Here is a 20108-nt window from a genome sequence, read left to right as displayed (position 1 = left end):
CAGGACGGCCATCAGCCCCGCAGGGCGCGAAAACGTTCGGCAAGCGCGCGGGTGGATCCGTCCTTGCCCGCGCCGTCGGATTGCCCTTCAAGCACCGGCGCCAGCGCGACTGCAAGCTCCTTGCCAAGCTCGACACCCCATTGATCGAAACTGTTGATGCCAAGAATGACACCTTCGACAAAGACCCGATGTTCATACAGAGCGATGATCGCCCCCAAGGCGAAGGGCGTCAGCTTGCGATACAGCAGCGTCGTCGAAGGCCGGTTCCCCGGAAACACCCGATGGCGTGCCTGCCGGTCGAGTTCCGCCCCCGACAATCCCTTCTTGCGCATCATCTCGCGCGCCTCGTCCAGCGACCGGCCGCGCAGCAGCGCCTCGGATTGCGCAAGGCAATTCGCGGCCAGCAGAAGATGCTGATGGTCGAGGTCGGGCTCATGCCCCTCGGCGGCGATCATGAATTCGCAGGGCACGATGCGGGTGCCCTGATGGATCAACTGATAAAAGGCGTGCTGACCGTTCGTGCCCGGCTCACCCCAGACCACCGGACCGGAATCGTAAGGCAAATCGGCGCCGTCCATCGAGACACGCTTGCCGTTCGATTCCATCTCGAGCTGTTGCAGATAGGCCGGCAGCCGCGCCAGCCGCTGATCGTAGGGCAGAACCGCCCGCGTCGCATGACCCAGAACCTGATTGTGCCAGATCCCCACCAGCGCCAGCAGCACCGGCAGGTTCTGCGCAAAGGGCGTTTCGCGGAAATGCCGGTCCATCGCGGCCCCGCCGGCATGGAATTCGGCGAAATTCGCCGGCCCGACGGCGATCATCAGCGACAGGCCGATGGGCGACCAGACCGAATAGCGCCCGCCGACCCAATCCTCGAAGCCGAACACCCGGCTGTCGGGGATACCGAAAGCCGCGGTGCGGTCGGTCGCGGTGGAGATCGCGGCGAATTGCGCGGCGGGATCGGTGACACGGCCCGCCATCCACCGTCGCGCGGTTTCCGCATTGGTCATCGTCTCGACCGTGGTGAAGGTCTTGGACGCCACGATCACCAGCGTGGTCTGCGGATCGAGCCCGGCCAGCGTGTCATGGATATGCGCGCCATCGACGTTCGAAACGAAATGGCAGCGCGGCCCGTCGTGATAAGGCGCCAGCGCCAGCGTCGCCATCGCCGGGCCAAGATCCGACCCACCAATTCCGATGTTCACCACATCGGTGATCCGCCCCCCCTGCCCGGTGAAGGCGCCCGAGCGGACCTCTTCGGCAAAGACCTGCATCCGGGCCAGCGTTTCGCGCAGCGCGGGCATGACATCGACGCCATCGACCAGAACGCTGGCATCCGGATTGCGCCAGGCGGTGTGCAGAACGGCGCGATTTTCCGTCTCGTTGATTTTGACACCCGAAAACATCGCCTCGCGCTTGCCGGCGACATCGCATGTCTCCGCCAGATCCAGCAGCATCTGCCGCGCCTCGGGGTCGATCGCGGTTTTCGAATAGTCGAACAGGAAATCGCCGAAGGCGGCGCTGAAATCCGCGGCACGATCCTCGATTTCGAACAGATCCATGATCCGCCGGTTCTTCACATCCGCCGCATGGGCGATCAGGGGGTCAAAGCGAGTCATCAGGGAGCCCAGTGGATTGTGGCATTTTTAAGGACGCACCGCACCGGAGCCTGAAGCTCCGGCAAGGTTTCCGCCCGTTCTATCGCGTCACGCTTTTCGCCGCCAGTGATCAGAATGTGACAGTGCATCGCATCGCGCAGGACCGGCGCCGTCAAGGTGATGCGCGGCTCGCCCGCGGCCTCGGCGCGCAGCGCCATCAGCGGCGGGGCATCGTCGGCCAGCGCCTCGGCCAGATGATCCGCCCCCGGAAACAGCGAGGCGGTGTGCATGTCGGCGCCCATGCCCAGCAACAGCACGGTGATCGGCAGCGCCGCCTCCACACCCCGGGTCAGTTCCGCCATCACCGCCTCGGGCGTGTCGGCCGGGGCGTAGAGCGGCACCAGCCGCGCCGCCGCAGCGCGATTGCGCAACAGCCGTTCGCGCAGCAGCCGGGTGTTGGACCGCGGGCTGTCCTCGGGCACCCAGCGTTCATCGTTCAGCAGGACCGAGACCCGGTCCCAGTCCAGATCCAGCGCCGAGAGGATGTCGAACACCGGCCCCGGCGTCGTCCCCCCCGGCACCGACAGCGTCGCCCGGTCGCCCAGATCCAGCGCCTGCCGCAGTTCCGAGGCGATGGCATCGGCCAGCGCCATCATCAGCATCTCGCGGTCGGGATATTCCAGGAAAGTCATCCGTGTATGTTCCTCCAGCGGCGGCCATCGCGGTGCATCAGCATCAGCGCGTCATCCGGCCCCGAGGACCCGGAATCGTAGCCCTGCGGGCGGTCGCCCCGCGCCTCCCACCCGGCGATGATCGGGTCGGTCCAGGCCCAGGCGGCCTCGACCTCGTCGCCGCGCATGAACAGGGTCTGGTTGCCGCGGATCACATCCATGATCAGCCGTTCATAGGCGTCGGGAATGTCGGTCCCCTCCTCGCCCAAGGCCTCGGCGAAGGACATGTCGAGCGGCACCTGCACCAGACGCATGCCCCCCGGCCCCGGTTCCTTGATCATCACCTTGAGGTTCATGCCCTCGTTCGGCTGCAACCGGATCACCAGCATGTTTTCCGGCCAGCTGCCGCCCGCATCGTCAAAGATCGAATGCGGCGGCTGCTTGAAGGCGATGGCGATTTCCGAGGTCCGCGCCCGCAGCCGCTTGCCGGTGCGCAGGTAGAACGGCGTCCCCTGCCAGCGCCAGTTCGCCACCTGCACCTTCAGCGCCACATAGCTTTCGGTGCGGCTGTTCGGATCCTCGACATCCTCGAGATAGCCGGATTTCGGCTCTTTCCCCGCGGTGCCCAGATACTGCCCCCGCACGATGTCCGAGCTGGGCACCGGCTGCAACGCCCGGATGACCTTGAGCTTTTCGTCGCGCACGGCATCGGGGTCGAAATGATAGGGCGGCTCCATCGCGATCAGACACAAAAGCTGCATCATGTGGTTCTGCACCATGTCGCGCATGGCGCCGGCCTTGTCGTAATAGGAGCCGCGCCCGCCGACACCCACCGTCTCGGCCACGGTGATCTGCACATGGTCGATATACTGGCTGTTCCACAGCGGCTCGAACAGGATGTTGGCAAAGCGCACCGCCATCAGGTTCTGAACCGTCTCCTTGCCCAGATAATGGTCGATCCGGTAGATCTGCTGTTCGCGGAAATGCGCGGCCAGCGTCGCATTCAGCGCCTTGGCCGAGGCCAGATCCCGCCCGAAGGGCTTTTCCACCACGATCCGCGTTTCCGGCGTGGCGATGCCGTAGCTGTGCAGCCGTTCCGTCAGATCGCCGAACAGCGACGGCGCGACCGAGAAATAGAAGGCGTTGACCACCTCGGGCCGGATCAGGGCCTTCAGCTCATCCCAGCCGGCCTCGCCGGTGGCGTCGAGCGGCACATAGACCAGCGCCTCGAGAAAGGCGTCGATGCTGACCGCATCGCGTTTCGCCGCGCCCACATGTTCCATGATCGCCCGGCGTGCGAGGTCGCGGAAGCCTTCGGTATCGATCTCCGCCCGGGCGGCGCCGATGATGCGGGCACCCGTGGGCATCTGTCCGTCGAAAAACCTGCGGTAAAGACCGGGAAGAATCTTGCGGGTGGCAAGGTCCCCCGTGGCCCCGATGATGACAAGATCGAAAACGTCCACCGGAATGACGCGCGAAACCATTGGCTGCTCCGTTGTTATCGCTAACATTCGTCTTCTAACACGCATTGCCCCGGAGTCTAGCCCGCGCGTCGGGGAGGCAAAAGCCGTTTAGCGCCGTCATCCGCGTGAAATCGCGCAAATGCCTCATTTCGCGCCGGATTTCGCCCGCGCTATTCCGCCAGCGCCTTGCCCAGCCGGGGCAGCTTTGCCCGTTTCATCAGGGCGCGGATCGGCTGCGGCCGGCCCGACAGGCGTTCCGTCCTGGCCCGGACGCGCCCGGTGACGGCTTCGATGCGGTCGGGGTGATGCGACCACAGTTCCCACAGGAAACCATCGGGGTCGCGGCGGTCCAGCCCCTCGGCCCGCAGGGTGCCGCGCGGGAAATCCATCGCATTGAAGGTCAGAATCGCCTCGGCCCCGCCGGCAATCGCCGATGCCAGCACATGGATATCGTTCGGGTCCGGCAGATGCAGCCGCGATTCCAGCCCCGGGCGGGGCGCGACCTCGGCCTGCGGAAAGGCGGCGCGCAGGGTGGCGATCTCGCCCCGCGCGATGGCCTCCCCCTCCGGGCCGAGCCGCGCCGCCGCGCGCGCCCATTCCTCAAGGATGCGCGCCGACCACAGCGGCTGGTAAAGCCCTTCCCCCGCCACGCCGATCAGGATTTCGCGCAGCACCGTGGGATAGAGCACGCAGGCATCCAGAAGGATCTTGTCCCCCGGCATCAGTCCAGCCGGAAGAACAGGGATTTCAGATAGCCCGATTCCGCAAGCTGCGGCAGCATCGGATGGTCCGGCCCCGCATAGCCGGTGTGGATCAGTTGCGCGCGCCGACCACCCCGCCCGATCCCACGGGTCGAGGCGGCGCGGAACTGCACCAGATCGGCCGCATGCGAACAGGAGCACAGCACCAGATAGCCGCCGGGCGCCACCAGCGGCGCGGCCAGCCGGGCGATCCGTTCATAGGCGCGCAGCCCCGCCTCCAGTGCCTGCCGGTTCGGCGCGAAGGCGGGCGGATCGCAGACCACCAGATCGAAGCGTTCCCCCTCGGCGGCCAGCGCCTCCAGCGTGGCGAAGGCATCGCCCTGACGGGTGGCAAAGCGCTCCGCCGCCCCCATCGCCGCCGCGCCCTCGGCCGCAAGCTCCAGCGCCGGGGCCGAGGCATCGACCGCCAGCGCCGCCTCCGCCCCGCCCGCAAGCGCCGCCAGCGCGAAACCGCCCACATGCGAGAACACGTCCAGAACCCGCGCCCCGCGCGCCAGCCGCGCGGCAAAGGCATGGTTCGGCCGCTGATCGAAGAACAGCCCCGTCTTCTGCCCGCCCAGCACGTCGGCCATGTAGATCGCACCGTTCATCGGCACGGCGATCGGCCCCGCGACCGCGCCTTGCAGGACCAATGTTTCCTCGGGCAGACCTTCCAGCCCGCGCGCCCGGCCCGATCCGTTCTTGACCACCGTCGTGACGCCAGTCACCGCGACCAGAGCCGCGGTCAGATCGCCGATCATCGCCTCGGACCATGCCGCGTTCGGCTGGATCACCGCAGTGTCGCCGAAACGGTCGATGATGACGCCGGGGAGGCCATCCGCCTCGGCATGGATCAACCGGTAGAAGGGCGCCTCGAACAGCCGCGCGCGCAATTCCAGCGCATGCGCCAGCCGCGCCGTGATCCAGTCGCGGTCGATCGCGGCCCCGGGATCGCGGTCCATCACCCGGGCGATGATCTTCGACTTCGGGTTGACCGTCACCGTCACCATCGCGCGGCGATCGGCATCTTCCAGCGTCGCGATCGTGCCCGGGGTCAGCGCCTGCGTGCGCCGGTCGGTCACCAGCTCATCCGCATAGACCCAGGGAAAGCCATGCCGGATCGCGCGCGCCTCGGCCTTCGGGCGCAGCCGCACGACGGGGCGGGACGGGGCGGCGCTCGGATCGGAAGGATCGGTTTCGGACATCTTCGGCTCCGGGTTCAGGCAGGTTTCGCCCGCCTTAGCGCGCGGCCGCGCCCAAGGAAAGACGCCGCGCGGGAAAGCCCGCGCAAAACGCCCGCTTTTCGGCCGCGCGCCGCCCATCGCACCCGCCGGGACGGAATCCGCTTGTGCCATCCGGCGACAGGGGCACTATAGGGACATGCAGACAATTGACTTGTTAGCGCTAACATACTACATGCCAGACAGCGCTGCCCAAGCGCCCTGCCCCGCCGGGGCACCCCGCTTGCGGCTCCGCACCCCTGACCGCAGCCGACCGGATGGAAGCCATGACCGTGATCTCAGCCCCCACCAATGCCACGATCGCCCGTGTGACGGACCGGATCCGGAAACGATCTGAAAGCCGCCGCGCCGAATATCTTGCCCGGATGTACGAAGCCGTCGCCAACGGGCCGGCGCGCGCGCATCTGGCCTGCGGCAATCAGGCCCATGCCTATGCCGCGATGGGCGCGCAGAAACCACTTCTGGCCGAGGGACGGGTGCCGAACATCGGCATCGTCACCGCCTATAACGACATGCTTTCGGCGCATCAGCCGTTCGAGACCTTCCCCGCCCGGATCAAGGCCGCGCTTCAGGGCGTCGGCGCCACGGCGCAGGTGGCGGGCGGCGTGCCCGCCATGTGCGACGGCGTCACGCAGGGCCAGACGGGGATGGAACTGTCGCTGTTTTCCCGCGACGTGATCGCGCTGGCCGCCGGGGTGGCGCTGTCCCACAACTGTTTCGACGCGGCGCTTTATCTGGGCGTGTGCGACAAGATCGTGCCCGGCCTTGTCATCGCCGCCGCGACCTTCGGCCATATCCCGGCCGTCTTCGTCCCCGCCGGACCGATGACCTCGGGCCTGCCGAACGACGAAAAGGCCAAGGTCCGCAACCAGTATGCGGCGGGCGAGATCGGCCGCGACAAGCTGATGGAGGCCGAGATGGCCTCCTACCACGGCCCCGGCACCTGCACCTTCTACGGCACGGCGAACTCGAACCAGATGCTGATGGAGATCATGGGCCTGCACCTTCCGGGGGCAAGCTTCATCAACCCGAACACGCCGCTGCGCGATGCGCTGACCGAACAGGCGGCGCGGCGGGCGGCGGAAATCACCGCGCTTGGCAATGACTTCCGCCCCACGGGTGAGATTTTGGATGAACGCGCCTTCGTCAACGGCATCGTCGGGCTGATGGCCACGGGCGGGTCCACCAACCTCGTGCTGCATCTGCCGGCGATGGCGCGCGCGGCGGGGATCGTGCTGGACATCGAGGATTTCCACGACATTTCCGCGGTCGTGCCGCTGATGGCGAAGGTCTATCCGAACGGCCTCGCCGATGTGAACCATTTCCACGCGGCGGGCGGGATGCAGTTCCTGATCCGCGAATTGCTCAGGGCCGGCCTGCTGAACGCCGACGCCAAGACCGTGGCGGGCGACGGGCTGGCCGCCTATGTGACGGAACCCAAGCTGATCGACGGCCACCTGACCTGGGTCGACGGCCCCGAGGAAAGCCTGAACGACAAGATCCTGCGCCCCGCCGTGACCGCGTTCCAGCCGCAGGGCGGGCTGCGACAGCTCAGCGGCAATCTCGGCCGCGGGGTCATCAAGATCTCGGCCGTCGCGCCGGAGTATCACGTGATCGAGGCGCCGGTCCGCGTCTTCGCCGATCAGGAAGAGGTGAAAGAGGCGTTCAAGCGCGACGAATTCACCTCGGACACCGTGGTCGTCGTCCGCTTTCAGGGGCCGCAGGCGAATGGCATGCCCGAGCTGCATTCGCTGACGCCGGTGCTGTCGGTCCTCCTTGGCCGCGGGCTCAAGGTGGCGCTGGTCACCGATGGGCGGATGTCGGGCGCCTCGGGCAAGGTGCCCGCGGCGATCCATGTCAGCCCCGAGGCCGCGGCGGGCGGCCCCATCGCCCGGCTGCGCGACGGCGACATCGTGCGGCTCGACGCGGAAAAGGGCGAACTCACCTGCCTCGCCCCCGGCTTCGCCGAACGCGCCCCCGTCACCGCCGATCTGTCGAAGAATGAACATGGCATCGGGCGGGAACTCTTCGCCGCCTTCCGCCGCAACGTGGGTGCCGCCACCGAAGGCGCCGCCGTCGTCGTCTGAGTCAACCGGAGACCATCATGACCCCCGCCGAACAATCCACCCTGTCCCGCAAGATCTGCGCCCTCGCCCCGATCATCCCGGTGATCGTGGTCAAGGAGCTGCCCCACGCCGTGCCGCTGGCGACGGCGCTGGTCGCCGGGGGGCTGCCCGCGCTTGAGGTCACGCTGCGCACGCCCGTCGCGCTCGACGCGATCCGGGCGATGGCCGATGTGGAGGGCGGCACCGTCGGCGCCGGCACCCTGCTGACGCCCGCCGACGTGAAGGCGGCAAAGGCCGCGGGCGCGAAATTCGGCGTCTCGCCCGGGCTGACGGAAACGCTGGTCAAGGCCTGTCAGGACGAGGGCCTGCCCCTGCTGCCCGGCTGCGTCACCGCTTCCGAGGTGATGCGCGCGATGGAATGGGGCTACACGGTGCTGAAATTCTTCCCGGCCGGAACCTCCGGCGGGGCGGCGGCGATCAAGGCGCTCGGCGGCCCGCTGCCGCAGGTCGGCTTCTGCCCGACGGGCGGCGTCAGCCTGCAGAACGCGCCGGATTACCTGAAGCTGCCCAACGTGCTCTGTGCCGGCGGCAGCTGGGTCGCCCCCGACGCCAAGGTGCAGGCCGGCGACTGGACGGGGATCGAGGCGCTCGCCCGCGAGGCCGCCGCGCTTCCCCGGTAAGCGCTCCGTCGGGGCGCGCCCTTCTACGGGCAGGACACTTTCGCCCTCCGCTTCTGAAAGAATGAGGGCAGACCTCTGCCCTGTCTGGCTTTCATCTTTCCGCAAATATCCTCGGGGGTGAATTTGCCGACAGGCAAAGAGGGGGCAGACAGCCCCCTGCGACGGTTCAGGCTTGCCCGGCGCCCTGCCCTAACGCGCGCTCTACGATCTCCGCCACCGCGACCGTCGTGCGGTCCAGATGCGCGCGGAGCGCATCAAGCGTCTCCTCCCCCGCCTCGCGCAGCAGGAAGGCGCGGCCGCCCTCGCCGATCACCTCCATGTCCAGCGGCCGGTCGGTCAGCAGCCGCCCGCCCGCCTGCAACCGCCACAGGAAGCGATAGGCCGAGGCGAGCACCTCGGTCTCCTCCCGCGTGACGAAGCCGCCGCGGGGACCCGCGCGCAGCTGCGCCTCGACCCGGCGCGCCGGAAGCGCCAGACGCAGCGCGAAGCTCTGCGCCAGCAATTCCAGATCCTGCAACCGGCCGGGGCCGATCTTCGCCTCCCAGATCCCGTCGGGCGCCTTGGCGGCAAAGATCCGCGCGCGCATCTCGGCCAGATCCGGCATCACCCGCGCCCCGCCGCCCTTGGCGGCCAGCACGGCCAGACGCGCGGCCTCGATATCCTCGCGCAGGCCCATGTCCCCCGCGATCGGCCGCGCCCGGGTCAGTGCCAGATGTTCCCAGGTCCAGGCCTCTTCCATCTGATAGGCCCGGAAACTGTCGAGCGAGGTCGCCACCGGCCCCTGCCGGCCCGAGGGGCGCAGCCGCATGTCGACCTCATAGAGCCGCCCCTCGGGCATCGGCGCGGTGATCGCGGTGATCAGCGCCTGCGTCAGCCGGGCGAAATACGGACGCGTGGGCAGGGGTTTCGGCCCCTCCGACGCCTCGGCCCCCTGCGCGTCGTAGATCACGATCAGATCGAGATCGGAGGCCGCGTTCAGCCGCTCCGCCCCGAGCGAGCCCATCGCCACCACCGCCGCGCCGCGCCCCGGCTGCGGCCCGTGTTTCGCGGCGAATTCCGCCACAACCCCGGGCCAGAGCCCCGCCACCGCGACCGAGGCGATATCGGCATATTGCCGCGCCGATTCCGCCGCATCGACCAGCCCGCGAAGGTGATGCACGCCCACCCGAAACTTCCATTCCTTCGCCCAGCGCCGCGCGGCATCGAGCCTGCGTTCGTAATCCGGCTCGATCGCCAGCGCGGCCTCAAGCCCTTCGGCCAGCGCCCCGGCGCCCGGCCAGGGGGCAAAGAAGCTGCCGCCCAGAACCGCGTCCAGCACGCCCGCATTGCGCGACAGATAGGCGGCCAGCCCCGGCGCCGTGGCGCAGATGTCGACGATCAGGTCGATCAGTTGCGGGTTCGATTCAAAGAGCGAGAACAGCTGCACCCCGGCCGGAAGCCCCTGCAGGAATCCATCGAACCGCAACAGCGCCTCTTCGTCGTTCGCGGCGCGTTGCAGGCGGCGCAGGATTTCCGGCTCGATCCGGTGAAAGATCGCGCGGGCGCGTTCGGACCGCAGCGCGGGATAACTACGCCAGCCCTCGACCAGCGTTTCGGCGGCATCGCTCAGCTCCGGCCGCCCGCAGCTTTCGTTCGGGGCAAAGAAATCGCCGGTCAGTTCCTCGACCCGTTCGAGCCGGTCGCGCAGGGTGCGGATCCAGCGGGCGGTATCCGCCTCCCCCATCATCCGGGCGATGCGGTCGAGACCCTCGGGCGTCGTGGGCAGCAGATGCGTCTGCGCATCGTTCACCATCTGCACGCGATGTTCGACCTCGCGGTGGGCGCGGTAATGGTCGGTCAGTTCCTCGGCGACCATTTCGGGCACCCAGCCCTTTTGCGCCAGACTGCCAAGCGCCGGCACCGTCGCGCGGCCGCGCAGATCGGGATCGCGGCCCCCGGCGATCAGCTGCCGGGTCTGGGTGAAGAATTCGATCTCGCGGATGCCGCCCTGCCCCAGCTTGATGTTGTGGCCGGGAATTTCCAGCGGGCCGTTCAGCCCCTTGTGGTCGCGGATCCGCAGCCGCATGTCATGCGCGTCCTGAATGGCCGCGAAATCCAGATGCCGGCGCCAGACGAAGGGGGTCAGCGTCCGCAGGAACCTGTCCCCCGCCGCGATGTCGCCGCCGCAGGGGCGCGCCTTGATATAGGCCGCGCGTTCCCATGTGCGGCCCTCGGCCTCGTAATACAGCTCCGCCGAGGCCATCGATATGCAGACCGGCGTGACCGAGGCATCGGGGCGCAGCCGCAGGTCGGTACGGAAGACATAGCCTTCGGAGGTATGTTCCGACAGCAGCCCCGCCATCTTTCGCGTCACGCGGACAAAGGCGGTGCGCGCCTCGACCCGGTCGGCGGGATCGTAGCGGGTTTCGTCATAGAGGCAGATCAGGTCGATGTCCGAGGAATAGTTCAGCTCCCCCGCGCCCATCTTGCCCATCGCAAGCACCACCATCCCGCCCGCGGTTTCCGCGTCGGCGGGCGTCGCGCCGGGCAGCCGGCCTCGGCGGATCTCCTCCTCGACGCCGGTGCGGATGGCGCGGCCGACGGCATGATCGGCGAGCCGCGTCAGCGCCCCGGTCACCTGTTCGAGGTCCCACACCCCGCCCAGATCGGCGAGCCCCGTCAGCGCCGAGATGCGCCGTTTCGCCTGCCGCAGCCCGATCCCCAGCCCCTCGGGCGGCAGCGCATCGATCCGGGCGATTTCCGCCGCGAGCGCCGCCTGCGGATCGCCCGCCAGCGCCCCGGCCAGCCAGTCGCGGTCGCGTTCCATCAGCCCGGCCAGATAGGGCGAACAGCCCGCCGCCCCGGCGATCACCTCGCGCAATTCAGGCGGCAGGTCGGGGAACAGCGCAGCGACATCGGCGCCCCGGCCGGGCTCGAAGGGAATGGGCGAACGGGTCAGGGCATCGGCGAAGGTCATGCGGGCACGATGCCCCTGCGCCGCCGGGCGGGTCAATGGGCTTTTCATCGGCGCTGCGGCGCGGCAAAAAGACCGGACAGGAGACCGGACATGAGCAAATCACTGAAACGGGTCGAGGCCGCGCTGACAGAGGCGGGCCTTGCCGCGACCATCCGCGAGGTCGGGCAGGCCCGCACCGCGGCCGAGGCGGCGCAAGCCGCGGGATGCGCCCTCGACCAGATCGTCAAGTCGATCATCTTCCGCACCGAGGGGACGGGCCATGTCGTGCTGTTCCTGACGGCGGGCGGCAACCGCGTCAGCGCGGCAAAGGCCGGTGCCGTCGCGGGCGAGCCCCTGGGCAAGGCCGACGCCGAGCTGATCCGCGCCGAGACCGGCTTTGCCATCGGCGGCGTCTCGCCGGTCGGGCATCTGCATCCGGTGCGCTGCTTCTACGACCCGCGGCTGAGTGATTTCGACACGGTCTGGGCCGCCGCCGGCACGCCGCGCCACATCTTTTCCATCGCGCCCGCGGACCTTCTGCGGATCACCGGGGCGGAGCCTGCCGACTTCATCGAAGGGGCAATGTAAAAAACATTCACATCGCCCTTGACGGAGGACCGGAGCCGTCCCATCTCGGATCATGTAAACGTCATTCACATCCGGATCGGAGGTCCCCTTGTCCTACGCTTACTCCCCTTCTGACGCGCGTCCCGGCTGGCTTTCCCGTGCCCTCGGCTGGATGGACGACCGCGCGCCCATCTCCTGGATCGCGGCGACGGTCGCAGTCTTCACCTTCGGCGGGCCGCTTGGTCTGCTCGTTCTGGGGTTCGCGCTGTTCACCGGCCGGTTCCGCTGGCGGTCATCGCGGCGCGAGCGTTCCGGCTTTGGCTGCGGCGGGCGGATGAACCTGCATCTGTCGCGTCCGACGGGCAACCGCGCCTTCGACAGCTACAAATCCGAAACCATCGCCCGGCTGGAACGCGAGCAGGAGGATTTCGAGGCCTTCCTGATCCGTCTGCGCGAAGCGCGCGACAAGGCCGAGTTCGACCAATACATGGAAGAGCGTGCCCGCGCCGCCGCCACCCCGGCCCGGAGCGAGGCACCGGACACCCCGAACCCCGATCAGGATCGGCCCGGCCAATAAAATGTGAACGATTTCCCTGCCGGAAATCCGCGCCCCGCCTTGTTTTCGGCGGGGCGTTTCCCATCTGGACGGTGCAAAATGCTTGGCGGGTCGGGGTGTTGTTGATAGCCTTTGCCGGATCGCCTTCCCCGCGGACCGCAAACCGCCCATTGCCAGAGACACTATGCGCCACTCGCTTCCGCTTGCTCCTCAGTTCTACGTGACCGCGCCGCAGACCTGTCCCTATCTGGATGGCCGGGCGGAACGGAAGCTGTTCACCGCGTTGCAGGGCGACGGGGCGGAAAAGCTGAACAACGCGCTGTCGCGGCAGGGTTTCCGGCGGTCGCAGAACGTGCTGTATCGCCCGTCCTGCGCGGATTGTCAGGCCTGCCTGTCGGCGCGCATCCGGGTCGCGGATTTCCACCCCGACCGGACGCAACGCAAGGTGCTGCGCCGCAACGCGCATCTGAAGCGCACCGCCACCAGCCCCTGGGCGACCGAGGAACAGTTCGCCCTCTTTCGCCGCTATCTGGACCGGCGCCACGCCGATGGCGGCATGGCCGACATGGACATCTTCGAATTCGCCGCGATGATCGAGGAGACGCCGGTGAAATCCCGCGTCATCGAATACCGCGAGACCGAGGCTTCGCCCGGCACCACCCGGGCGCTGACGGCGGTCTGCCTGACCGATGTCCTCGATGACGGGCTGAGCATGGTCTACAGCTTTTACGATCCGGACCGGCGCGAGGACAGCCTTGGCACCTATCTGGTGCTCGACCACGTGGAAATCGCGCGGCAGGCGGGGCTGCCCTATGTCTATCTGGGCTACTGGGTGCCCGGATCGCGCAAGATGGGCTACAAGGCCAAGTTCGATTCACTGGAAATCTACAAGGGCGGCCGCTGGCAGGAAATCGGCGATCCGGCTGCGCATGCCTCGGAGACCCATCCGCTGTCGGTCGATCCGATCGCCGAACAGGTGGCGCGGATTCAACTTCCCGATTCGCGCAGCTAGGCCGGAACAGCGCCTGCATTACCCGGATGCCGGGATTTTCCGCACGATTATTGCGTAAAAATCCAAATCGACGTCATTCTGTGACTGGACAGCCGCCCCGCAAGCTGACAGGTTCGCGCCGCCGCGGGGGCGAGCCTGCCGCGTCTGTCCGTTTCATTGCTTGAGGTATCCCGATGGATCGCCGTTCCTTCATCACCAAAGCCGCGCTCGGCTCGGCTGCCGCGACCGCTCTGGCCGCCCCTGCGATCGCGCAGGCCAATCCGAAGATCACCTGGCGGATGACCTCCTCCTTCCCGAAGTCGCTTTCCACGCTCTTCGGCAACACCGAGGAACTTGGCAAGCGTCTGTCCGAGGCGACCGACGGCAACTTCCAGATCCAGTCCTTCGCGGCGGGCGAGCTTGTCGGCGGGCTGCAGGCGGCGGATGCCGTTTCGGCCGGCACGGTCGAGGCCTGCCACACCGTGGGCTATTACTACTGGGGCAAGGACCCGGCCTGGGCGCTCGGCTCGGCGGTTCCCTTCGCGCTGTCGGCGCGGGGCATGAACGCATGGCAGTATTTCGGCGGCGGCATCGACCTCTACAACAAGTTCCTTGCGCGCGACAATCTGATCGGCTTTCCGGGCGGCAACACCGGCACGCAGATGGGCGGCTGGTTCCGCAAGGAGATCAACACCCTCGACGACCTGAAGGGGCTCAAGATGCGGGTCGGCGGCTTCGCCGGCAAGATCATGGAGCGTCTGGGCGTCGTGCCGCAGCAGCTTGCGGGCGGCGACGTCTATGCGGCGCTGGAAAAGGGCACCATCGACGCGGTGGAATTCGTGGGTCCGGCGGATGACGAAAAGCTCGGCTTCGTCAAGGTCGCGCCCTATTACTACTATCCCGGCTGGTGGGAAGGTGGCCCCTCGGTCCACTTCATGTTCAACCTCGATGCGTGGAACGGCCTGCCGAAGGCCTATCAGTCGCTGCTGCGCACCGCCTGTCAGGCGGTCGACGCGAACATGCTGCAGCAATACGACTGGGAAAACCCCAAGGGGCTGATCAAGCTGATGGGTCAGGGCGCGCAGCTGCGGCCCTTCTCGTCCGAGATCCTGCAAGCCTGCTTCAAGGTCTCGAACGAGGTCTACGCCGAGATCGAGGCCACCAACACCGAGTTCAAGACCCTGTGGGATTCGATCAAGGAATACCGCAAGGAATGGTATCTGTGGCAGCAGGTGGCGGAATACAATTACGACACCTTCATGATGATCCAGCAGCGGCAGGGCACTCTCTGATCCCCGCCGGGTCGTCCCGCCGGATGCGGCGGGGCGACCGCTACCGCAGAATGGCCGCGACATGCGGCCTTTTCAACGCAGAGTGAGGATTACCATGGATCGTCGTTCGTTCCTGACGAAGGCCGCCGTCGGCGGCACGATCGGCGGTGCGGCCGCCACACTGGCCGCCCCCGCGATCGCGCAGGCCAATCCCAAGATCAACTGGCGCCTGACGTCATCCTTTCCGAAATCGCTCGACACGATCTACGGCGCGGGCGAAACCATGGCGCGGATGGTGAAGGAAGCCACCGACGGCCAGTTCCAGATCCAGGTCTTTGCCGCGGGCGAGATCGTCGGCGGGCTTCAGGCGGCGGATGCGACCGCCAACGGCACGGTCGAGTGCTGCCATTCGGTCTGCTATTACTACTGGGGCAAGGATCCGACCTGGGCGCTGGCCTCGGCGGTTCCCTTCTCGCTCAATGCGCGCGGGATGAACGCCTGGCACTACCACGGCGGCGGCATCGCCATGTTCAACGAATTCCTTGCGAAGCAGAACCTGTATGGCCTGCCGGGCGGCAATTCGGGCACCCAGATGGGCGGCTGGTTCCGCAAGGAGATCAACACCCTCGACGACATGCGCGGGCTCAAGATGCGGGTCGGCGGCTTCGCGGGCAAGATCATGGAACGGCTTGGCGTCGTGCCGCAGCAGATCCCGGCGGGCGACATCTATGCCGCGCTGGAAAAGGGCACGATCGACGGCGTCGAATGGGTCGGCCCCTATGACGACGAAAAGCTCGGCTTTCAGAAGGTCGCGCCCTATTACTACTATCCCGGCTGGTGGGAAGGTGGTCCGACGGTGCATTTCCTGTTCAATCAGGACGCATGGAACGGCCTGCCGCCGCTTTACCAGAACATCCTGCGCATCGCCTGTCAGGCGACGGATCAGGACATGCTGGCGAATTACGATTACAAGAACGCCCGCGCGCTGAAATCGGTGATGGCGAACGGCGCACAGCTGCGCCCCTTCTCGTCCGAGATCATGTCGGCCTCTTTCGACGCCGCCGATGCGACCTACGCCGAGATCGAGGCCACCAATCCCGAGTTCAAGAAGGTCTGGGGCTCGATCAAGGATTTCCGCAGCGACTGGTATCTGTGGAGCCAGGTGGCCGAATACAATTACGACACCTTCATGATGATCCAGCAGCGGCAGGGCCGGCTCTGACCCGGACGCGGGCGATTTCAGCCCGCGTTTCCGGCAATCTCCTTGAAGCCTCCTGAAAGGGCTGGCAGAAATGCCCGTCTGACAGGGAACGAACGGAGACGCGCCATGGCATTGCCCGCAAGGCAGCAGATGATCTACTGGGGCGTCGCCGGCGTCCTGTTCCTGATTGCGCTCTGGCTGCTCGGTTCCGTCATCATGCCGTTCCTGCTGGGCGGCGCGATCGCCTATTTCCTCGACCCGGTGGCCGACAAGCTGGAGAAATGGGGCATGTCGCGGGTCTGGGCGACGGCGACGATCGGGCTTGTGGCCACGCTGGGTTTCGTCATCCTCGGGCTCGCCGTGGTGCCGCTGCTGGTGCATCAGCTCACGCAGCTTGTGGCGACGGCGCCGGACATGGCGCAACAGTTGCAGGTCTTCCTGTCCGAGAAATTCCCCTCGATGAACGAACGCGGCTCGGTCGTCTATGAAACGCTGAACTCGGTCGGCGAGGCGGTGAAGGCCCGCGGCGGGCAACTGGCGCAGACGGTGCTGACCTCGGCGATGGGGGTGGTGAACTTCCTCGTCTTCATCGTCGTGGTGCCGGTGGTCACGTTCTACATGCTGCTCGACTGGGACAAGATGCTGACGCGGATCAACGACTGGCTGCCGCTCGACCATGCCGAGGAAATCCGCGCGCTGGCGCGGGAAATCGACCGGGTGCTGTCCGGGTTCGTGCGCGGGCAGGTGTCGGTCTGCGTGATCCTCGGCACGTTCTACGCCATTTCGCTGATGCTCGCCGGGCTGAACTTCGGCCTGATCGCCGGGGCGATCGCCGGGCTGCTGACCTTCATTCCCTATGTCGGCGCGATCATCGGCGGGGGGCTGTCGATCGGGCTGGCGCTGTATCAGTTCTGGGGCGACTGGTTTTCCATCGGCATCGTCGTGGCGATCTTCGCCGTGGGGCAGTTTCTGGAAGGCAATGTCATCACCCCCAAGCTCGTCGGCAATTCGATCGGGCTGCATCCGCTGTGGCTGATCTTCGCGCTGTCGGCCTTCGGCACGCTGTTCGGCTTCGTGGGGATGCTGGTCGCGGTTCCGGTCGCGGCGGTGATCGGGGTGCTTGCGCGCGCCGCGCTCGACCGTTACCTGCAGGGGCGGCTCTATCTGGGCCTCGAAGCTGATGATCGCCCGCCCGCCGAACCGTAAGGGCGGCCAGAAGGACCGGACCGCATGACGCGCCAGATGATCCTCGATCTTCCCGTGCGGCAGGCACGGGGCCGGGACGATTTCTTCGTTTCCCCGGCCAATGCGCTGGCGCTGGCGACGCTTGACGCGCCGGCGGGCTGGCCCGCGGGGCGGATGCTGCTGACCGGGCCGGAGGGCGCGGGGAAATCCCACCTCGCCGCCATCTGGGCCGAGGCGCAGGAAGCCCCCGTCCTTGCCGCCCGCGACCTGACCGATGCCGATGCCCCCCGCCTTGCCCGCGCCCGCGCCGCGGTGATCGAGGATGCGCAGCAGACCGCCGCTGCCGGGGCCGAGGAGGCGCTCTTTCATCTGTGCAACCTGATGCAGGCCGAGGGCGGGCGGCTCCTGCTGACCGCCCTTGCGCCGCCGCGCGACTGGGGCCTGCGCCTGCCCGACCTGCTGAGCCGGATGGAGGCGACGGCCCTTGTCCGCATCGCGGCGCCCGATGACGCGCTCTTGTCGGCGGTGCTGGTCAAGCTGTTCAACGACCGGCAGACCAAGGTGCCGCACAGCCTGATCCCATGGCTCGTCACCCGGATGGACCGTTCGCTCGGCACCGCGCGGCGGCTGGTCGCGGCGCTCGATGCGCGCGCCGTCGCCGAGGGGCGCCCCCTCACCCGCGCGATGGCGGCCGAGGTTCTGGACAGTTTCGCCTGAGCCGGTCAAGACTGTCACAACAGCATTACAATCGCACGCCATAGAAGCGGCATCATGACCCACGCAGATTTCCTGAACTCCCCGTTCCCCGCCCCCGCCGACCTGCCCGCAGAGAATTTCGCGGGGCCGCGCCGGTTCTTCAACCGCGAGCTGAGCTGGCTCGCCTTCAACTGGCGGGTGCTGGAAGAGGCGCAGAATCCCCGCGTTCCGCTGCTGGAACGGCTGCGGTTCCTGTCGATTTCATCGACCAACCTGGACGAGTTCTATTCCGTCCGCGTCGCCGGCCTGATGGAGCTGGTGCGCGAAGGCAATGCGCTGCCCTCGGACGACGGGCTGACGCCTTCGGAACAGCTGGTGCTGATCAACGCCGATGCGCGCAACCTGATGGAAACGCAACAAAGCACCTGGAACGCCCTGCGCGCGGGGATGGAGGAAGCGGGCATCCACCTGCTGACCCGCGCCAAGCTGACGCGCGAGGATCGCGCCTTCCTTGGCGAATATTTCCTGTCGAACGTCTTTCCGGTGCTGTCGCCGCTGGCGATCGACCCGGCGCACCCCTTCCCCTTCATCCCCAACACCGGCTTCTGTCTGGCGCTGGAGCTGGAACGCGACACCGACCGGCGCCGGATGCAGGCGCTTTTGCCGATCCCGCAGCAGATCGCGCGCTTCGTGCGGCTGCCGGGGGAATCGCGCTATCTGCCGCTTGAGGAACTGCTGCTGCTCAACCTCGGTTCGCTGTTCCCGGGCTATGCCGATACCGGCTCCTGCGCCTTTCAGGTGCTGCGCGACAGCGACCTTGAGGTCGAGGACGAGGCCGAGGATCTGGTGCGCGAATTCGAAACTGCGCTGAAGCGCCGCCGGCGCGGTCAGGTGATCCGCATGCACATCACCGCGGGCGCCCCCACGGCGCTGCGCGCGCTGATCATGGATGAGCTGCACGTCAACCCCGACGAAGTGGTCGAGGTGAACGGCCTCCTCGGCATCGCCGACCTCAAGGAACTGGTGCTGTCCTCGCGCCCCGACCTGCTCTGGCCGCCCTTCACGCCGCGCGTCCCGGAACGGGTGACGGACCACGGCGGCGACATGTTCGCCGCGATCCGGCAAAAGGACATGCTGCTGCATCACCCCTATGAAACCTTCGACATGGTGATCCGCTTCCTGCAACAGGCGGCGCAGGACCCGAACGTGCTGGCGATCAAGCAGACGCTGTATCGCACCTCGAAGGACAGTCCGATCGTCGATGCCCTGTGCGAGGCGGCCGAGGCCGGGAAATCCGTCACCGCGCTGGTGGAACTCAAGGCGCGCTTCGACGAGGCCGCCAACATCCGCCAGTCGCGCCGTCTGGAACGCGCCGGCGCGCATGTCGTCTACGGCTTCATGCACCTGAAAACCCATGCGAAGATCAGCACGGTGGTGCGCCGCGAGGGTGAACATCTGGTCACCTACACGCATTTCGGCACCGGCAACTACCACCCGATCACCGCCAAGATCTACACCGACCTCAGCCTGTTCACCTGCGACCCGGCGCTTGGCCGCGACGCGACCAAGGTGTTCAACTACCTGTCGGGCTATGTGCAGCCCGAGGGGCTCGAGAACCTCGCCATCTCGCCCATTTCGCTGAAGCCCCGGCTGATCGAACTGATCGGGATCGAGGCGGAACATGCCCGCGCCGGACGCCCGGCCGAGATCTGGGCCAAGATGAACAGCCTGATCGAGCCCGAGGTGATCGACGCGCTTTACGCCGCCTCGCAGGCCGGGGTGAAGATCAGCCTTGTCGTGCGCGGCATCTGCGGCGTGCGGCCCGGCATCAGGGGGCTGTCGGAAAACATCCGGGTGAAATCCATCGTCGGGCGCTTCCTCGAACATTCGCGCATCGTCTGCTTCGGCTCGGGCCACGGCCTGCCGTCGAAGAACGCGCGGGTGTTCCTGTCCTCGGCCGACTGGATGGGGCGCAACCTCAACCGCCGCGTCGAAACGCTGGTCGAGGCCAAGAACGACACCGTGAAGGCGCAGATCGTCAGCCAGATCATGGCCGCCAACATGGCCGACGAGGCGCAAAGCTGGGTGCTGCAACCCGACGGCAAGTTCGTGCGCGACCTGCCCGAGGGACAGGATCTGTTCAACTGCCACCTCTTCTTCATGCAGAACCCTTCCCTTTCCGGGCGCGGCTCGGCCGGGGCCAAGGACGTTCCCGAGCTTGCCCATGGGGCCGAGTAGCGGATAGGT

16 protein-coding genes are annotated in these 20108 nt (G+C 67.2%); 10 read left to right on the top strand and 6 right to left on the bottom strand.

Annotation, left to right across the window (positions count from 1 at the left end; all coding sequences use genetic code 11):
• Positions 1-11: 11 nt before the first annotated feature.
• From pgi to D2T30_RS06690, 5 genes are all read right to left on the bottom strand, one after another.
• The gene (gene pgi / locus D2T30_RS06710) at positions 12-1619 is read right to left on the bottom strand and encodes a glucose-6-phosphate isomerase (RefSeq protein WP_128208239.1); all 1608 of its coding nucleotides are present in this window, start codon (positions 1617-1619) and stop codon (positions 12-14) included.
• Positions 1619-2290, bottom strand: coding sequence for a 6-phosphogluconolactonase (pgl, locus tag D2T30_RS06705; RefSeq protein WP_128208238.1), 672 nt, complete (start codon positions 2288-2290; stop codon positions 1619-1621). Before pgl ends, pgi begins: the two co-directional genes overlap by 1 nt.
• On the bottom strand, positions 2287-3753 hold the full coding sequence (zwf, locus tag D2T30_RS06700; RefSeq protein ID WP_128208237.1) for a glucose-6-phosphate dehydrogenase: 1467 nt from the start codon (positions 3751-3753) through the stop codon (positions 2287-2289). The genes pgl and zwf overlap by 4 nt, the downstream gene beginning before the upstream one ends.
• Before the next feature lie 149 nt (positions 3754-3902).
• The gene (locus D2T30_RS06695) at positions 3903-4454 is read right to left on the bottom strand and encodes an RSP_2648 family PIN domain-containing protein (protein ID WP_128208236.1); all 552 of its coding nucleotides are present in this window, start codon (positions 4452-4454) and stop codon (positions 3903-3905) included.
• On the bottom strand, positions 4454-5677 hold the full coding sequence (locus D2T30_RS06690; protein WP_128208235.1) for an RSP_2647 family RNA methyltransferase: 1224 nt from the start codon (positions 5675-5677) through the stop codon (positions 4454-4456). The genes D2T30_RS06695 and D2T30_RS06690 overlap by 1 nt, the downstream gene beginning before the upstream one ends.
• A gap of 302 nt (positions 5678-5979) precedes the next feature.
• Between D2T30_RS06690 and edd the strand changes: the two genes are divergently transcribed.
• Positions 5980-7800, top strand: coding sequence for a phosphogluconate dehydratase (gene edd / locus D2T30_RS06685; RefSeq protein ID WP_128183005.1), 1821 nt, complete (start codon positions 5980-5982; stop codon positions 7798-7800).
• A gap of 17 nt (positions 7801-7817) precedes the next feature.
• Positions 7818-8459: a bifunctional 4-hydroxy-2-oxoglutarate aldolase/2-dehydro-3-deoxy-phosphogluconate aldolase gene (gene eda, locus D2T30_RS06680; protein WP_128208234.1), complete on the top strand. Its 642-nt coding sequence runs from the start codon at positions 7818-7820 to the stop codon at positions 8457-8459.
• Positions 8460-8625: 166 nt separating this feature from the next.
• Here the strand turns inward: eda and D2T30_RS06675 are convergent, their stop codons facing one another.
• The gene (locus D2T30_RS06675; RefSeq protein WP_128208261.1) at positions 8626-11415 is read right to left on the bottom strand and encodes a [protein-PII] uridylyltransferase family protein; all 2790 of its coding nucleotides are present in this window, start codon (positions 11413-11415) and stop codon (positions 8626-8628) included.
• 90 nt (positions 11416-11505) lie between these two features.
• Between D2T30_RS06675 and D2T30_RS06670 the strand changes: the two genes are divergently transcribed.
• From D2T30_RS06670 to D2T30_RS06635, 8 genes are all read left to right on the top strand, one after another.
• Complete coding sequence (locus D2T30_RS06670) at positions 11506-11982, top strand: YbaK/EbsC family protein (RefSeq protein ID WP_128208233.1); 477 nt, start codon at positions 11506-11508, stop codon at positions 11980-11982.
• Between the two features lie 88 nt (positions 11983-12070).
• Entirely contained in the window at positions 12071-12538 is a 468-nt protein-coding gene (locus tag D2T30_RS06665) for a DUF2852 domain-containing protein (protein ID WP_241560611.1), read from the top strand.
• A 163-nt stretch (positions 12539-12701) separates the two neighbouring features.
• The gene (locus tag D2T30_RS06660) at positions 12702-13529 is read left to right on the top strand and encodes an arginyltransferase (RefSeq protein WP_128183011.1); all 828 of its coding nucleotides are present in this window, start codon (positions 12702-12704) and stop codon (positions 13527-13529) included.
• A gap of 173 nt (positions 13530-13702) precedes the next feature.
• Positions 13703-14800 carry a TRAP transporter substrate-binding protein gene (locus D2T30_RS06655; protein WP_128183013.1) on the top strand — a complete coding sequence of 366 codons (1098 nt, stop codon included), beginning with the start codon at positions 13703-13705 and terminating at the stop codon, positions 14798-14800.
• Positions 14801-14894: 94 nt separating this feature from the next.
• Positions 14895-16001 (top strand): TRAP transporter substrate-binding protein, encoded by a 1107-nt coding sequence (locus D2T30_RS06650; RefSeq protein WP_128183015.1) that lies wholly within the window; start codon positions 14895-14897, stop codon positions 15999-16001.
• Positions 16002-16106: 105 nt separating this feature from the next.
• On the top strand, positions 16107-17186 hold the full coding sequence (locus D2T30_RS06645) for an AI-2E family transporter (protein ID WP_128183017.1): 1080 nt from the start codon (positions 16107-16109) through the stop codon (positions 17184-17186).
• Between the two features lie 24 nt (positions 17187-17210).
• Complete coding sequence (locus D2T30_RS06640; protein ID WP_128183019.1) at positions 17211-17882, top strand: P-loop NTPase family protein; 672 nt, start codon at positions 17211-17213, stop codon at positions 17880-17882.
• Between the two features lie 54 nt (positions 17883-17936).
• Positions 17937-20099 (top strand): RNA degradosome polyphosphate kinase, encoded by a 2163-nt coding sequence (locus D2T30_RS06635; protein ID WP_128208232.1) that lies wholly within the window; start codon positions 17937-17939, stop codon positions 20097-20099.
• The last annotated feature ends 9 nt before the right edge of the window (positions 20100-20108 follow it).

Source organism: Paenirhodobacter populi, assembly GCF_004022215.1.
Lineage (GTDB): Bacteria > Pseudomonadota > Alphaproteobacteria > Rhodobacterales > Rhodobacteraceae > Rhodobacter > Rhodobacter populi.
Note: the sequence above shows the minus strand (reverse complement) of the source record. Positions and strands in the feature narration are given on the sequence as shown.

Coding starts and splice junctions, on each gene's coding strand:
- pgi (WP_128208239.1), bottom strand. CDS start 1,619: ATGACTCGCTTTGACCCCCTGATCGCCCATGCGGCGGATGTGAAGAAC.
- pgl (WP_128208238.1), bottom strand. CDS start 2,290: ATGACTTTCCTGGAATATCCCGACCGCGAGATGCTGATGATGGCGCTG.
- zwf (WP_128208237.1), bottom strand. CDS start 3,753: ATGGTTTCGCGCGTCATTCCGGTGGACGTTTTCGATCTTGTCATCATC.
- D2T30_RS06695 (WP_128208236.1), bottom strand. CDS start 4,454: ATGCCGGGGGACAAGATCCTTCTGGATGCCTGCGTGCTCTATCCCACG.
- D2T30_RS06690 (WP_128208235.1), bottom strand. CDS start 5,677: ATGTCCGAAACCGATCCTTCCGATCCGAGCGCCGCCCCGTCCCGCCCC.
- edd (WP_128183005.1), top strand. CDS start 5,980: ATGACCGTGATCTCAGCCCCCACCAATGCCACGATCGCCCGTGTGACG.
- eda (WP_128208234.1), top strand. CDS start 7,818: ATGACCCCCGCCGAACAATCCACCCTGTCCCGCAAGATCTGCGCCCTC.
- D2T30_RS06675 (WP_128208261.1), bottom strand. CDS start 11,415: ATGACCTTCGCCGATGCCCTGACCCGTTCGCCCATTCCCTTCGAGCCC.
- D2T30_RS06670 (WP_128208233.1), top strand. CDS start 11,506: ATGAGCAAATCACTGAAACGGGTCGAGGCCGCGCTGACAGAGGCGGGC.
- D2T30_RS06660 (WP_128183011.1), top strand. CDS start 12,702: ATGCGCCACTCGCTTCCGCTTGCTCCTCAGTTCTACGTGACCGCGCCG.
- D2T30_RS06655 (WP_128183013.1), top strand. CDS start 13,703: ATGGATCGCCGTTCCTTCATCACCAAAGCCGCGCTCGGCTCGGCTGCC.
- D2T30_RS06650 (WP_128183015.1), top strand. CDS start 14,895: ATGGATCGTCGTTCGTTCCTGACGAAGGCCGCCGTCGGCGGCACGATC.
- D2T30_RS06645 (WP_128183017.1), top strand. CDS start 16,107: ATGGCATTGCCCGCAAGGCAGCAGATGATCTACTGGGGCGTCGCCGGC.
- D2T30_RS06640 (WP_128183019.1), top strand. CDS start 17,211: ATGACGCGCCAGATGATCCTCGATCTTCCCGTGCGGCAGGCACGGGGC.
- D2T30_RS06635 (WP_128208232.1), top strand. CDS start 17,937: ATGACCCACGCAGATTTCCTGAACTCCCCGTTCCCCGCCCCCGCCGAC.